The sequence below is a fragment of the Rhizobacter sp. Root404 genome, from assembly GCF_001425865.1.
Lineage (GTDB): Bacteria > Pseudomonadota > Gammaproteobacteria > Burkholderiales > Burkholderiaceae_C > LMDS01.
This window is the reverse complement of the sequence record NZ_LMDS01000004.1, coordinates 342555-357291: the sequence shown is the minus strand read 5'-3', so window position 1 is coordinate 357291 and position 14737 is coordinate 342555. Positions and strand designations below refer to the sequence as shown.

Genomic DNA, 14737 nt, shown 5'->3' with positions numbered 1-14737 from the left:
GAAAGGCTGTCGCAATGAGTGTCCGCGTCATCGGACACTGGGCGCTTGACCCGCGTCAACGCGGCGCGCGGATCACCAGGGCAGTTCATGCGGCCTGGATCGGGTACGCGGAGGACGAGGCTGAAACCCCGCCCCGTCCTTCTCCACCGAGGCGACTCTAGGCCGCTGCGGTTCGGGTGTTCACCGCACGAGCTGCTGCTCCATGCCGTAGCGGATCAGCGCCGCCATGCTGGGCAGCTGCAACTTTTCCTGGATCCGTGTCTTGTGCGCGCTGACCGTCTTCACCGAGAGGTGCAAGGCGTCGGCGATCTCCGTCAGGCGTTGCCCGGCCACCAGGCGGTGGAGCACGTCGAGCTCACGATCGGAGAGCCCGTCGACGCGCGGCGTCGGCGTCGCGCCGTTCAGCTGACGGACCACCCGCTCGGCGAGTCGGGCCGTGATGTAGGTGCCGCCGGCAGCCACCTTGTGCAGCGCCACGATCAGTTCGGCGGCGGCGCTGTCCTTGGTGAGGTAGCCCTTGGCTCCGGCCTTGAAGGCGCGCATCGCGTACTGCTCCTCGGCATGCATCGTCAGCACCACGACCGCCACGCTCGGATGGTCCGCCTTGATGCGGCGGATCAGCTCCAGGCCTGTCATCCCGGGCATCGAGAGATCGACGATGGCAATCGCATGGTTGTCGCGACGCAGGCAGTCGAGCGCCTCGCGGGCACTGCCGGCTTCGCTCAGTGTCCATTGCCCTGCCAGAGGCGCGAGGAGGCGCTTGATGCCCTCTCGCACGATCGTGTGATCGTCCACCAGCAGCAGCCGCGCGGGGCATGTCGGCGTTGACGGGGCGTTCATGACCGATGACCTTCCCGTGACGAACGTCGCTTCCGAACATTCGGAAGCGGTGTCGATCTTCGAGCGTAACGGATGCGCGGGGCAAGATGCGCGTCGCCCCCCTTTGTTGGGGGGGCCGTCGGGCGCAGCGATGGGCGTCAGGGTCCAGGTGTCGTGGCCTTCGGCGCCGACGCGCCGATGTCCGTGGACGGGACGGGCGGTTTCAGCTTGTCGCAGGCGGCGAGGCCGATCAGGGACGCCAGGAGCAGGCATGAAATTGCACGAAGACCGCTCATGGGTTGTCTCCTTGGAGCGGCAACGCGTCGACGCACCACCGAATGCACAATCTACTTCGCGATGAATCGACCGCGTTGAGCCGAGTCAATTCACGGGCCACGCGGTCTCAGCGATTCATCGTGCTTCGAACCTGTCAAGCCGCCGGCTCGTTCGCCGCCCCGATGGGCTGCCATGGGTTCCGCGCTGTACTGGTCCAGCCCATGCAGCGTCGAATACCGGATCAGCGCGGCCATGTTCGGAAGTTCCAACTTCTCCTTGATGCGCGCCTTGTGGTTGCTGACGGTCGCGACCGACAGGTGAAGTGCCGACGCGATGTCGGTCATGCGCTGGCCGGCGACGATCCGATACAGCACGTCGAACTCGCGATCGGAAAGCGTCGAGTGGCGAGGCCTCTCGGCCAGGCCGCACATCTGTTGCACGACCTTGTCGGCAAATCCGTCGGGCAGGCAGACACCGCCCGAAGCAACGATCTCAGCGGCGCTCAACAGGCCCGTGGCGGCGCTGTCCTTGGTCAGGTAGCCCGTGGCCCCCGCCTTGAACGCGCGGACGGCGTATTGTTCTTCGTGGTGCATGCTCAGCACCATCACCGGCAGGCGCGGGTGCTCCGTGCGAATGCGGCGGATCAGTTCGAGGCCGGGCATGCCGGGCAGCGAAAGATCGACAACCGCGATGGCGAAGGAGCGCTCGCCCAGCCACTCGAGCGCCCTGTAGCCGGACTCCGCCTCGGTGACGGACCATGGCAAATCCGGCGATTCGAGAATGCACTTGATGCCCTCGCGAACGATCGTGTGATCGTCGACCAACAACAGGCGGCGCCCCGTGTCGGGTGCGGGCTCCGGCGTCAGCCGAACCGACGTAGGCTCGAGGCGAGACTTTGGATGGCGACTGTCACGTTCGTGGAACGGGTAGGGCAAGTTCATCTTGTCGGTCACGCAACCATTGCCACCGGGCAAGACGCCTGCTCAGACGGTTGCATTCACCTGACACCTAGTGTGCAACCGCAAGACCCGTTTCCGCTCCCCTAGGTTAGGGAGGTGCCTCCCCCGGATCGCGTGTTCTCGCGGCGGAGCCCGCCGGCGGGGCGTTTCGGACCGTACCGGGCGTTGAGCGCATACGGCCAGGCGCGCGCTAGGAATATTCCTAATCCTGGACGAGACGAGTTTTTGATCCCTAGGGGAGCAGTGAACCGAAATCTGGTGAGAGTTCCGATGTTCAAAAGGTTTCGCCAACCGCAAGCTGGCAACAACTGCTCACAGCACAACCTCCTTTCATGAACAACTGCACCATCGAATTTGGAGCTTCTTCGGACCTCCCGGCGTTCGTTCCTCCCGGGAGATCCCCGCCCATGGCGAGCACGACGATGGGTGATCTGCTGCGGTTGATGGGGGTGCGAGAACTGGCCCTTGGAGGCCTGCTCGACCTGCCGGTGCCGGTACGGCGCCTGCGCAGCGGCGAGACCCTGTTCCATGAGGGAGGGCGGGTCGAGTCGGTGCAGATCGTCAGAAGCGGATCATTCAAGATCTTCCACACCGAGCGGGATGGCTACGAGCAGGTCTTGGGCTTCGCGGGACGCACCGCCATGCTCGGCTTCGACGCCTTGTGCCTGGATGAGCATCCCAACGAGGCGATTGCGCTCGAGGAGTCGACGACGTTTGTGCTTCTGGTGCGCGATCTGTTTGCCTACTCGGAGCGCACGCCGGCGTTCGGCCGCGCGCTTCACATGCTGTTCAGCAGCGCGCTGGCCCGCCAGAGCGAGCACACCGACGTGATGGCCGCCGTATCCTCGGAAGCGCGGCTGGCGCGGTTCCTTCTGCAACTTTCCCGTCGCATGGCCGCAGATGGCCAATCGCCGCGCCGGCTGCTGTTGCGCATGACCCGGCGCGACATCGCGAGTTACCTGGGCGTCGCGCACGAGACGATCAGCCGGTCCTTGAAGATGATGGCGGATTGGGGCCTGCTCGACGTCGACAACCGCGAAGTCGAGATCCTCGACATCGACCGCCTGCAGGCCTTCTCCCAGGGCGCGCGGCGCCAGACCGACGACGGATCCGGGGAACGGCGCAAGGCGCGGGGTGGCGTCGGGTGGCGCCCTGTGCCCGTGCCCTGCGCACGTCCGTAGCGCGGCTGCTCGGGCTGGATGCGGGCAAGCCATGTACGAAAGGCATTTCGGTCTGGAGGCCCCGCCTTTTCGGTTGAGCCCCGATCCCGAGTTCCTGTTCGACGGCGCCAGCCACGTCGACGCCCTCGCGGCGATGCGGCAGATCTTCGAGGACGAGCGGCCGGTGCTGGTGATCGCCGGCGACCTGGGGGCCGGCAAGAGCACCGTGCTGCGATTCCTGATCGCCCAGTGGCGGGCGGAGGGCGTGGCCGTCGCGCACCTGGTCAGCACCCAACTCGACGCGGTGGAGGTCGTGCAGGCCGCGGCCCTCCAGTTCGGTGCCGTCACGACCGGCGAGATGCCCCGGGACGCCACGGACTTGCTGCGCCACCGCTTCCTCGCGCTCGCGGGCGGCCGCGCCGTGCTTGCGATCGACGAGGCCCAGAATCTGTCGTCCGAGGCGTTGCAACGCCTGCGCGAGCTGGCCGAACTCGGGGCGGCCACGCAGGTGGCGTTCCGGATCTGCCTCGTCGGCCATCCCGAACTCCGCGCGCACGTCGCGCGTGCGTTCCCGGCGACGCTGGACGCCGTCGTCCAGCAGGTGTGCCACATCGGCGCGATGGGGCCCGGGCAGACGCAAGGCTATGTCGAGCATCGTCTGCGCAAGGTGGGTTGGGTCGGTGTGCCGTCGTTCGACGCGGCGGCGTTCGACGAAATCCACCGCTGCACCGAGGGGGTTGCGCGGCGGATCAACGTGCTGGCGAACCGGTTGCTGCTCGCGCAGATGCTCGCCGGTGGCGCGCACATCGACTCACCCTGCGTCTTCACCGTGGCCCGTGCGCTGCGGGCGGAGACGGACAACGCACAGCCCGGTGCGGTGCACCGCACTGCGAACCCGGTCGCGCCAAGGCCGGCGGACCGGCACGGCGTGCTGATGATCGTGGCGAGCGGGCGCAGCGATCATGTCAAGGCCGTTCCCTTGCTTCTTGCCATCCAGGCTCGCGCGGACCTGCCGCCACCGTTGCTGCTCGGCGCCTCCGACCCCGTGCCCTGGGAGCTGAATCGCCCGCTTCACGAGTTTGTCGGGCTCGCCGCCGAGCCGGTCGAATTGAGTACCACCTGGCCGCTCGAGCTGAACCAGTTGTCGACCCGCTTCGAGGCGGCGCTGGAGCGGTACCGGCCGAAGGCGGTGATCGTGTTCGACGGGAATGCGAGTTCCCAGTGCTGTGCGCTGATCTGTCAGGAGCACGACGTGCCGCTGGTGCATGTCTGCAGCGATCCTCAGGGCGCCGGCGAGTTGCTGGACCCGGCCTCGCCGCGGGCGGCGATCGCGCGGATCGCGGATGTGCGGTTCCAATGCCAGCCGTCCGCGTACGCGACCGAACCCGACCCGGCGACGCTGACCGTCGACCTCGGCAACCCGCTGATCGATGCGGTGCGATTCGCCCTTCAGATGGAGATGCGCGACGCCGAGACGGCCGGGCACGACATCGGCGCCGCACTCCGGGATGAACGGCGCGGCTACGGTGTCGTGGCACTGAAGGCCTGGGACAACGACGCGACGTCGCGTCGCTCGCAGGAGCTGCTGACGCTGCTGCGCGAGGTGAGCCGCGACCTGCCGCTCGTGTGGCCGATGCGACGCGCGAATCTGGCGGATCCTCAGCTCTCGCGCATGCTGCAGGGGTGCCACGTGACCTGCACCGACGAGCTGGGCCATGCGGGATTCGTCAGCCTCCTGCGCGACGCGACCTGCGCGCTGACCGATTGCCTCGACGTGATCGAAGAGGCTGCGGCGCTGCACGTGCCGGCCATCTCGCTCGGCGCGCGTCATGTCGGGCAGGCCGCGGACGGCGGCTGGCTGAACGATGCCGAGACCGATCGCAGCGTGGCGCGCGTCACCCGTGCGGTCTGGCAGTTCGTGTTCAACGGCGGGCGCGAGGTCGACACGCCGCCGCGCTGGGATGGTCACGCTGCGCCACGCATGGCCGCATTCCTGTCTGAGTGGCTCGGCCTTCTGGAGAGAATCAAATGGACAGCTTCACGTTCGCCCGCAATCCCCTCGAAGCAGAGCGAGCCGATCGCCGGATAGCCGGCAGACGGCGGGCGCTCCTGGTCGTGCCGATGATCGCGCTCGGCGCCGTCGCCGCCTGCTCGACCCGCCCGTCGTACCCGCCTGCGCCCCAGGCGGTCGACGCGCCGAGCCTGCGCTACAAGATCGGCCCGCTCGACACACTCAACGTCGTCGTCTGGCGCAACCCCGAGCTGTCCGCGACGATCACCGTGCGTCCCGACGGCATGATCTCGATGCCGCTGGTCGAGGACATGCAGGCGGCTGGTCGCAACCCGGCGGACCTCTCGCGCGACGTCGAACGGGCACTCGGCAAGTACATCCGCGAGCCGGTGGTCAGCATCGTCGTCTCGACCTTCCAGGGGGTCTATTCCGATCAGATCCGCATCGTCGGGGAGGCTGCGAAGACGCAGGCCGTGCCGTACCGGCAGAACATGACAATGCTCGACGTCATGATCCAGGTGGGCGGCCTGACCGATTTCGCCGATGGCAACGGCGCGATCCTGATCCGCGGCGCCGAGGGCGGCAAGCAGTACAGCATCAGACTCAAGGACCTGCTGCGGCGCGGCGACATCTCGGCCAACGTCGCGATGATGCCCGGCGACGTGATCATCGTCCCGCAAAGCTGGTTCTGAGCCGCGTGGACCCGCGCCGCTCACGCCTCGTGTGCGAGGCTGTCGCGATCGCCTGGGGCAGTGTGCTGCCGGTCGCGATGGTGCACGCCCAGTTCACGCTGCCCGCAGAGGGCGAGGCGAGACAGTCGCCACCCGCGATCCTCGAGGTGAGCAGCCAGATCGGCGCGACGGACAACGGCCACCTGGACCCGAAAGGGCAGGAGCGCAGTGACGTCATCCTGTCCGTCCGGCCGCAACTGCGGATGTCTCGGCGCAGCGCCGCGATGAAGTTCGACCTCGATGCCGCGGTCACTTTGTTCGGGTATACAAACGGCTCGCAGCAGGGTGGAGCGGTGCCCGACCTGCGCGCGTCGCTTCAGTCGACGCTCGTGGATCGTTGGGTGTACCTGGACGCCCGTGCTCACATCCGGCAGTCGGAGGCGGATGAATTCGGAACGCGCGCCTACCAGGGAAGCGATGTGAATCGGCGCATCGAAGGCATCTACCAGATCAGTCCTTACATCGAGCGCGAGATCGATTCGAACACCACCGCGCTGGTGCGCCACGATCTGGGTCTGACGATCCACCCTGCAGGCGACTCGGCCCAACTGCTCACGAACCAGACGCTCGCCCGCATCACACGCAAGCCGACACCGATCGGCGGGACGATCGAACTGTCGCGCCTGGATACCGAGACGCGCCGCGCGACGAGCAACCGGTTCACGATCGAAGGCCGACGGGCGCAAGGTACTTTCGCCGTGGCCGAACACGTCGTGCTGGGCGCTATCGTGGGTATGGATCGCAGCCGGTTCGCAGGCACCGACTACACCGACACGCGTTACGGCGCCGCGGTGCAATGGAATCCCGGGCCGCGCACCGAACTGTCGGCCGAACTCGAGCACCGCTTCTTCGGGCGATCGGGCAGCTTCCTGTTCCGGCACCGGATGCCGTCGATGTCCTTCTCCATCAACGCCAGCCGCCAGCCGGTGCTGGAGACGAGTTCATTTGGCGTGCGAAGTGGAGCCGATGTGCGCAATTTCCTGGACGCCATCCTAACGACCCGCTACCCGGACCCCGCGACGCGCGAGGGCGTCGTCGATCAGGTGGTGGCCAGTCGAGGTCTGGACACGCGCAGCCCGGGCGCCGTGGACATCGTGGCCAACTACCCACAGCTGGTCACAAACGTCCAGGCGGACTGGACCTGGCTGAGTGCGCGCAATGCGGCGTCGTTGATCCTCTACGCCCAGACGAGAACTCGGCTTTCTCGCGAGGGAGACCCGCTTGCGTCGTCGACCCTTTCAACGACGGACAGCCGGCAATCCGGGGGGTCGGTGCAATTCAGTCGTCGCCTCACGCCACAACTTACGGCAAACCTCCTGGCACGATGGTCGAAGGTCAAAGGTGTGGCGGCCCGTGAGGGCGATGTAAGCGACGAGCGGACCCTGCGCCTGGCCATGCGACAGGCCCTTTCGCCGCGAACAACCGCCTTTGCGGGCGTCGAGCACACGCGATTCAGTACGACGGTCGCCGGTTATCACGACTACAGTGCGACACTCGCGTTCGTCGGCATGAGCCATCGCTTCTGAGTCACCGATGTTCGAGTCCCACTACGGGTTCAGCGCGCCGCCGTTCCAGCTAAGTCCCGATCCGAGCTTCTACTTCGCGAGCAAGGGGCATGGCCAGGCCCTGTCGTACCTGAAATACGGCGTCTACCAGGGCGAGGGCTTCATCGTCGTCACCGGCGAAATCGGCTCCGGCAAGACGACGTTGGTGCGCAAGCTGCTCGAAGACCTGGATGCCGCCGACGTCGTCGCGGCGCAGGTCGTCAACACGCAGCTGGACACGAGCGAATTGCTCCAGGCGATCTGCATGGCGTTCGGCGTGCCGGCCGCCGGCACCTCGAAGGCGCAGATGCTCGGGACGCTCGAGGCGTATTTCACCGCGCTGGCGGCGAACGGCCGCCGCGCACTGCTCATCGTCGACGAAGCGCAGAACCTGGGCCTCGAGGAAGTCGAGGAATTGCGCATGCTGTCGAACTTCCAGCTGGGCAGCCAGGCGCTCCTCCAGACGTTTCTCGTGGGGCAGCCGGAACTGCGCAAGATGCTGCACTCGGCCTCGATGGAGCAGCTGCGGCAACGCGTCATCGCGTCGTGCCACCTCGGCCCGATGAGCGTCGCCGAAACCCGTGGCTACATCGAGCACCGGCTGCGCAGGGTCGGCTGGGTCGACCGGCCGCAGCTCGGCGAAGTGGCCCTCGCGTCCATTCATCGGCGCACTGGCGGCATCCCCCGGCGAATCAATGTGCTGTGTACCCGCGCGCTGCTCGCCGGGTGGCTCGCGGAAAGCCAAGAAATCACGCCCGATAATGTGGCCGAGGCTGCGGCCGAACTGGGCGCGGAACTCGCCGGTGAGGACGTACCCGATGGCGCGAATCGAGCCGCCGGAGCGATCAGGGACTGATCGCCTTCCCTCTAAAGTGCTCAGAACTGTCACAAAGCGCGTCTGCGACATATCCCTAGAAATACGTATCCAGGGGTGTTCGTGCCGACGTTTTGCGGCAGCCTTGTTTCAGTCGCGTTGCCGAAGCGCCGTAACACGTCAGTCGAGCTGACGAAGTTCACGCGTCGCGTCCGTGCAGTACCGCCACGCACGCGAGCTAAGCCGCAAGCGCGTGTAAATACGACTTGATGTAACTGCGCGCTCCCTGTCCGGATTGACGCATTCTGTATCGAGGGGCGGGTTCAGCACCGGCCCAATACAACCGAGACAACCGACTCAGACCGGTTCGTCATGGTCCCGATGAAGTTCTGTCAGGGACACCTCTGAAGCGAAGCCCACGTTCCACGTCATACCGACTTTGGTCGGTTCGCTCCTTCCGAGGCACCGCATCCCAGTCGCTCGAGCGCCAGCTCGGCGGAGTGGTTTTTACTCAATTTATTCATCGACCCTATGCAACCTGACTTCATTCATCGCAAGGCCTTGCTTTCTGCCCTGATCTCCACCGTGTTCCTGACGGCCTGCGGCGGCGGCGGCGGAAGTGGCGCCGCCGATCCGACCGCCGAGGCGGCCACTGTCGGCAACTCGGCGCCGACCGGCGACCAGGCTCAGCCGACCGCGAAGGCCCTGGCCTACAGCAGCACCACGACGGCCACCGCGTCGACCACGGGCCTGCTGCTCGGCTCGAACGTTGTCCAGTCGGGCGTGGACAAGAACCCCGCGGGCATGGCTGAAGCGTTCCAGTTTGCCGCCGGAACCACCGGCACCGCGGACACGCTGAACGTGTACATCGACGCCGGAAGCACCGCGACCCGCGCTGTCGTCGGCATCTACGAGGACGCCGCCGGCGCTCCAGGCCGGTTGCTGACCAGCGTGGTGTCGGACAGTCCCAAGGCGGGCGCGTGGAATGCGATCCGGTTGACGACTGCTGTCAACGTCGTGGCCGGGTCGCGTTACTGGATCGCCGTCCTTGCCCCTGTCGGCTACGGCACGCTGCAGTTCCGTGATGTCGCCTCCGGCGGCGGCGCCACCGTGACGACGCTGGCCACGAACCTGACCAGCCTGCCCGGCAGCTGGACGGTCGGTGCGACGTATTTCAACTCGCCAGTGTCGGCTTATCTTTCGAATTCGGCGGCGCCGTCACCTGCCCCCGCGCCGGCGCCAGCGCCGACATCTGCCACGACGACGACGTGGACTCAGATCGCCGTCGAAGGCCAGTCGTTCACGGTCAGCGGTACGGCGACAGTCCGCTATGGCGCAGGAACAAGCTGGGTCTCGAAGAGCGTGACTTCGTCGGGCAAGTGCTCGAATCGCTTCTTCGGCACCGATCCGCTGCCCGGGACAAAGAAGGTCTGCCAGGTTCTGACTTCAACGTCGGCACCTGCACCGGCACCTGCACCGGCACCTGCACCGGCACCTGCACCGGCACCTGCACCGGCACCTGCACCGGCACCTGCACCTGCACCGGCACCGGCACCGGTATCGCTGGCATGGGCAGCCTCCACGGCACCGAGCGTCTCCGGTTATCGCTTGTACTACGGCACCGCTTCCGGGACCTATCTCCAGTCGAAGGGATCGGGGATTGCCACCGGCAACACGACTACGTATACGGTGAACAATCTGACATCGAATAATCTGTACTACTTTGCCGTGACGGCGATCGACGCGAATGGCAACGAAAGCGCGTACTCGAACGAGGCGAGCAAGCTCATTCCCTAGGTCACAACGCACCTGCAGTTGATCGATTCGACACCACTATCGGGACTCTCTTATGTCTAGCAAATTTCTGAAAACTGCGCACGTCACTTTGCGCAACCAAGAGCAGCGGCGCGTGACGTCCAATACCGCTGCAGTCTGCCTGGCCCTGGCGCTCGGGGCAGGAATGTATGGATCGGCCGAAGCATCCGCGACCTCGGTCTACCTGGCGCAAAGCGCACAAGGCAGCGCTGACGGATCGAGCTGCGCCAACGCGCGTGCAGCGTCGTGGTTCAACAGCAGCTCGAATTGGGGGGTCAGCACAAGCCAGATTGGTGCCGGCACCACCGTGAGGCTCTGCGGGAGCATCTCCACCAATCTCACCTTCCAAGGCAGCGGCGCGAGCGGGAGTCCCGTTGTCCTCAACGGAAGTGGCGCGACCTATTCAGGTGAGGTCAATACCGCCAACAAATCGTGGTGGAACGTCCAGAACATCACTTGGGTCGACGGTTACGCGGGAACGTTGGTCACGATTGTCGGCGGATCCAACGGCGTGGTCGCTAACAACTACGCGGACAACATTCGAGGGGCCTTCTTCCTGGCGCAGTACAACGGTGCCGTCCTGCCATCGAACATCACGATTGCCAACAACTTCCTGAGGCAGACGACTGCGGATTTGGGCAACACCCAGAACGACCTCATCGTCACCGAGGGTTCGACGAACGTCGTCGTCGAGGGGAATTACCTCGAGATGAGAGCGGGCGGCAGCGGCAGCTATGCGCACAACGATGCCATACAGACGTACCAAAAGGGCGGGGCCAGTGGTGGGCCGCCGGGCGACTGGACGATCCGTTACAACAAGATCGTCATGAACTCGAACGCGACGAATGACCGATCGTGGATGATGCTCGAAGGGCTGCGTGGCACCATCAACATCTACAGCAACGTCTTTCTCGGACTCAACGGTGCCAGTGCCGCAAACGGGATCGCGACCTGCTGCAATCAGACCGATGTGGTCTTCAACATCTTCAACAACACGCTGGTTTCGAAAGGTTCTGCGTCGAACAACGTGTTCAATCTGAATGCGCCGGGTGTGGCGAACCTGAAGAACAACATCGTGTACACGCAGTCGCAGACCACGTTGACCGGAACCATGACGGTCAAGCGCGACCACGATCTTTGGTTCGGCTCCAACATCCCCAGCTGTTCGGGCGGAATCGGCGAGCTTTGCGGAGTCAATCCGCAGTTCACCGACTACGCAGGCAATGACTTCTCGCTCCTCTCGACATCGCCGGTCTTGACGAGCGGCGTCAATCTCGGCGCCGCGTACGGCAAGGCGATTGCCAAGGGCGCCACTTGGCCGAACCCGCAGCTCGAGGATCGTCCGGCGACCGGAAATTGGGCACTCGGAGCCGGTGGTCTGGGCTCCGCAGTCGCGGCAGTGCCGCTTCCGCCACCGGTCAGCCTGCGCGTCGTCAACTGAGCGATTTCAGAGACTTGGAGAGGCCGGCGAAGAACTCGCCGGCCTTCTTGTTGCTTCGATGCAAAATCACCGCGAGGGCAACTCTCACGGGTCGGGCATCGAATGAAGATCGGGATCGTCACGACGATGAACGCGCTGTCTTGGGCGGGCAGCGAGGAGCTCTGGTACGGTGCCGCGCAGGAGTTGCTCGATGCGGGGCACGACGTCTGCGTCTACTACCCCGCCGTACGAGGCTGGGCGCCGCAGTTGGCAGCTCTGCGAGACCGGGGCGCCAAGGTTCAAGGGTTTGGGTGGAGGTCGGCGTTTCTCACGGCCCTGACAGGACACCTGGGAAAGAGAATCCGAAAGCTTCCCGTCGCGCACCCCATTCCACACAGCAATGCCTGGAGGTCCATGGACCTCGTGCTCGTTTCTCAAGGCGGGTGTGTCGACGGTCAGCCCTGGCTGGAACTGCTCGGCCGTCGGGGCGTTCCTTATGTCGTGCTGTGCCAGGCGAACATGGAATCGGTCTGGCCTGACGATCAGACGGCAGAACGCCTTCGCCGCTACTTCGGGAGTGCACGTGCGGCGCTGTTCGTCTCGGGCGAGAACGAGCGCTTGTTCCGGGTCCAGACGGCGTATGACGCACAGAACACGGACGTCGTGTGGAATCCGCTGCAGCCGTCGACGCCGCACGAATCGCTTCCGTGGCCAGCGGAAGATGGCACATGGCGAATGGCCGTGGTTGGACGTATCGAGCCTTTCGCCAAGGGGCAAGATCTGCTCATCGATGTGCTGGATCGCCCGGAGTGGCGGGCACGAAATCTGGAGCTGACGATTTACGGGCGCGGCCCTTGGGAGGCAACCGCGCGCGTGTTGATCGAACGACGCGGCCTCTCGAACATCCGCTTCGGAGGGTTCGCTTCACCGACCGAAGTCTGGCGTCGGCATCACATCCTCGCACTGCCATCTCGACACGAGGGCATGTCACTTGCAATGCTGGAGGCCATGTGGCTGGGGCGACCCGTGGTGGCGACTGCAGTGGCGGGCGCACTCTCCGAAATCCGGGAGGGGTGCAACGGTTTTCTCAGCCGTGCTGCCACTGTCGACTGCTGGGGAGAGGCGATGGAGACAGCTTGGGCGCAACGTGACCGATGGTTCGACATGGGCCAGAGCGCTGCGGATCTGATCCGAAAGCGCATGCCAGCGGACCCGAAAAAGGCTCTTGCGGAGCGCCTCGTGTCGTCGCTGTGAAGTCGCGGGCGTGAACTCAGCGCCGCAGCAGGCGTTCCACGGTCTGCACGTAAGCCAGCTTCTGCGAACTCCATCGGTAGACGTTCGCAAATCGGGCGGTGGATTCCCTTGCCAGGCCGACCCGGGCTCCGGGGTGCTGATGCAGTGAAACGATGGCCGAAGCGAGCGAATCGACGTCGTCTGCCTGAAAGAAGCGCACCATTTTCTGGTCGAAGTAGCGTCGGATGGTCGTGGTCTCCGGGACGATGCACGGGATGCCGAGATAGACGTACTCGAGAAGCTTCGTGGGAAGCATGATGTCGGTTCCGGCTGAGATTCGAAGCGGTACCAAGCCCACGTGGGCATCGTGGATCATCGCCGGAATGCGGTCGACAGGGACGAAGCCGTCGCTGAAGCGGACTGCATCGGCCAGCCCCAGTTCGCGTGCCAGCGCCACGAGTGCACCTCGTTCTTCGCCATCGCCGATGATGCGGAATTCGATCTCCGGAATCGACTGTCGAGCCAGTGCCACCGCACGGATCGCAATATCCAAGCCGAGTCGACGCGCAAGCGTGCCATGGTAGATCACCGTGAAGCGTGTCGCTTGCCGGGTGCTCGGACCTTCCGCGCGCTGAAAGATCGCTTCGTCGGGGAGATTCATCAGCACATGGATCTTCGAGGGGGACAACCCGCGGTGAGACAGGATCTCCTTGAGGCGTTCCTCCACCGTCAATACAAGCGTCGCAAACTTGCCGGCGAGCCGCTCCTGCAACTTCAAGCCCCACACCAGCATTCGATTGCCACGTCCGGAAAACTTCTCCATCGCCAGTTCGGGCATCAGGTCATGGATGTCCAAGATCACCGGCACCCCGGCCAGCCTTGGCCCCAGCGCCGCGAACGCGAGCAGATCGGGCATGTTGTTGACATGGATGAGCGCGTACCGCCTTGGATGCGCCGTCAGGCGCGCGAAAACTTGCAAGAAGAAGCTTGCATAGTCGACCACATAGCCAAAAGCCGACTTCCGTCCGTGCCGGAAGCTGAACAGTTTGATCACCTCGACACCCGAGATGATTTCGCGGTTCGGCTCGGACGCCTGCCTGCATGCGTAGAAGACGACACGATGACCTGCCTCGACAAGCGCTTCGGCCTCGCGGCGGACCCGGGGGTCGCGTCGATAGTTCGTATAGGCCACCATCAGTATGGAAGGCATCAGTTGGCGCCTGGCCTGGTCTTGATGAAACTGATCGGATAGATCGGCTCCATATGGTGATCCGGAATCCACGGCAGTGCCGAGTAGCCTTGCTGCTTCAGCGCTGTCGTTACCGGGGTGTTCTGAACATCTGGCGTCCGCCGTTGTGTACCGGAAAAGTCCCAGTGCGGGCAGAAGACGGCAATTCCACCTGGCGCCAGCAGTCGATCAACGTCGGTCAGTATGCTCTCCAGCTTCGGGTATCGGTAGAAGCCGAGCATGCCGAGGCCCCGCTCCCGGTCGATGAACCGGTTGGCCGAAAACGTCGCCTTGAGCCAGATAAAGTCGTACTGGCGCGGCGCAATGGAGGACAGCTTGGTTCTCACATCCGTGCACCAACCGGTGTGACCCTTGATCCGGTTGAAAGCGCAGACGAACGGGTCGTAGTCGACGAACTCGACCGCACTGGCCCCGCGCTCGCGCGCGATGTCGAGCGCCGAGCCGTAGCCGGGACCGACGTCAAGAAAGCGCTTGCCGTTGATGTCGATCGACAAGGCGTCGAGGACGGCTGACACATCCTTTCGACTGATCGGGTCCCACGCCTTGTAGGCGGCAAAGATCGAGTTGTCCGTCTCGTCGAGCAGTACCTTGAAGTCGTCCATCGTCGCCACGGATTCGAGGCGATCGCGATATTTCACCCAATGCCATCTCTTTCGCACCGCGTTGACCTGACGTTCGAACATGATTGCCCCTCGGTTTCTCTCAC

Annotated in this window: 12 protein-coding genes; 8 read left to right on the top strand and 4 right to left on the bottom strand. The window is 64.7% G+C overall.

Going from position 1 to position 14737, the window contains the following annotated elements:
• Positions 1-180 precede the first annotated feature (180 nt).
• Both ASC76_RS06230 and ASC76_RS06225 read right to left on the bottom strand, forming a co-directional pair.
• The gene (locus ASC76_RS06230; protein WP_056464032.1) at positions 181-840 is read right to left on the bottom strand and encodes a response regulator transcription factor; all 660 of its coding nucleotides are present in this window, start codon (positions 838-840) and stop codon (positions 181-183) included.
• A gap of 365 nt (positions 841-1205) precedes the next feature.
• Positions 1206-2048, bottom strand: coding sequence for a response regulator transcription factor (locus tag ASC76_RS06225; RefSeq protein ID WP_235580368.1), 843 nt, complete (start codon positions 2046-2048; stop codon positions 1206-1208).
• Between the two features lie 413 nt (positions 2049-2461).
• Between ASC76_RS06225 and ASC76_RS06220 the strand changes: the two genes are divergently transcribed.
• The 8 genes from ASC76_RS06220 (at position 2462) to ASC76_RS06185 (ending at position 12803) form a co-directional block, all read left to right on the top strand.
• On the top strand, positions 2462-3235 hold the full coding sequence (locus tag ASC76_RS06220) for a Crp/Fnr family transcriptional regulator (protein WP_056464028.1): 774 nt from the start codon (positions 2462-2464) through the stop codon (positions 3233-3235).
• Positions 3236-3308: 73 nt separating this feature from the next.
• On the top strand, positions 3309-5303 hold the full coding sequence (locus ASC76_RS06215) for a UDP-N-acetylglucosamine 2-epimerase (protein ID WP_056464026.1): 1995 nt from the start codon (positions 3309-3311) through the stop codon (positions 5301-5303).
• Positions 5304-5335: 32 nt separating this feature from the next.
• Positions 5336-5917, top strand: a complete 582-nt coding sequence (locus ASC76_RS06210; protein ID WP_200947141.1) for an XrtA/PEP-CTERM system exopolysaccharide export protein — start codon at positions 5336-5338, stop codon at positions 5915-5917.
• A 5-nt stretch (positions 5918-5922) separates the two neighbouring features.
• The gene (locus ASC76_RS06205; RefSeq protein WP_056464022.1) at positions 5923-7482 is read left to right on the top strand and encodes a TIGR03016 family PEP-CTERM system-associated outer membrane protein; all 1560 of its coding nucleotides are present in this window, start codon (positions 5923-5925) and stop codon (positions 7480-7482) included.
• 7 nt (positions 7483-7489) lie between these two features.
• Complete coding sequence (locus ASC76_RS06200; RefSeq protein WP_056464020.1) at positions 7490-8356, top strand: XrtA/PEP-CTERM system-associated ATPase; 867 nt, start codon at positions 7490-7492, stop codon at positions 8354-8356.
• 489 nt (positions 8357-8845) lie between these two features.
• Positions 8846-10111 (top strand): fibronectin type III domain-containing protein, encoded by a 1266-nt coding sequence (locus tag ASC76_RS25855; RefSeq protein WP_056464018.1) that lies wholly within the window; start codon positions 8846-8848, stop codon positions 10109-10111.
• A 52-nt stretch (positions 10112-10163) separates the two neighbouring features.
• On the top strand, positions 10164-11570 hold the full coding sequence (locus tag ASC76_RS06190) for a hypothetical protein (protein WP_157615352.1): 1407 nt from the start codon (positions 10164-10166) through the stop codon (positions 11568-11570).
• Between the two features lie 102 nt (positions 11571-11672).
• The gene (locus ASC76_RS06185) at positions 11673-12803 is read left to right on the top strand and encodes a glycosyltransferase family 4 protein (RefSeq protein ID WP_056464015.1); all 1131 of its coding nucleotides are present in this window, start codon (positions 11673-11675) and stop codon (positions 12801-12803) included.
• Between the two features lie 16 nt (positions 12804-12819).
• Here ASC76_RS06185 and ASC76_RS06180 read toward each other — a convergent pair whose 3' ends face one another.
• Together ASC76_RS06180 and ASC76_RS06175 are read right to left on the bottom strand one after the other, a co-directional pair.
• Positions 12820-13992 (bottom strand): glycosyltransferase family 4 protein, encoded by a 1173-nt coding sequence (locus tag ASC76_RS06180; RefSeq protein WP_056464013.1) that lies wholly within the window; start codon positions 13990-13992, stop codon positions 12820-12822.
• Positions 13992-14714 (bottom strand): class I SAM-dependent methyltransferase, encoded by a 723-nt coding sequence (locus tag ASC76_RS06175; protein WP_157615350.1) that lies wholly within the window; start codon positions 14712-14714, stop codon positions 13992-13994. The genes ASC76_RS06180 and ASC76_RS06175 overlap by 1 nt, the downstream gene beginning before the upstream one ends.
• Positions 14715-14737: the final 23 nt, after the last annotated feature.

Excerpts from the sequence above, each read along its gene's own strand:
- ASC76_RS06230 (WP_056464032.1), bottom strand. The coding sequence starts at position 840 with ATGAACGCCCCGTCAACGCCGACATGCCCCGCGCGGCTGCTGCTGGTG.
- ASC76_RS06220 (WP_056464028.1), top strand. The coding sequence starts at position 2,462 with ATGGCGAGCACGACGATGGGTGATCTGCTGCGGTTGATGGGGGTGCGA.
- ASC76_RS06210 (WP_200947141.1), top strand. The coding sequence starts at position 5,336 with ATGATCGCGCTCGGCGCCGTCGCCGCCTGCTCGACCCGCCCGTCGTAC.
- ASC76_RS06200 (WP_056464020.1), top strand. The coding sequence starts at position 7,490 with ATGTTCGAGTCCCACTACGGGTTCAGCGCGCCGCCGTTCCAGCTAAGT.
- ASC76_RS25855 (WP_056464018.1), top strand. The coding sequence starts at position 8,846 with ATGCAACCTGACTTCATTCATCGCAAGGCCTTGCTTTCTGCCCTGATC.
- ASC76_RS06190 (WP_157615352.1), top strand. The coding sequence starts at position 10,164 with ATGTCTAGCAAATTTCTGAAAACTGCGCACGTCACTTTGCGCAACCAA.
- ASC76_RS06185 (WP_056464015.1), top strand. The coding sequence starts at position 11,673 with ATGAAGATCGGGATCGTCACGACGATGAACGCGCTGTCTTGGGCGGGC.
- ASC76_RS06180 (WP_056464013.1), bottom strand. The coding sequence starts at position 13,992 with ATGCCTTCCATACTGATGGTGGCCTATACGAACTATCGACGCGACCCC.
- ASC76_RS06175 (WP_157615350.1), bottom strand. The coding sequence starts at position 14,714 with ATGTTCGAACGTCAGGTCAACGCGGTGCGAAAGAGATGGCATTGGGTG.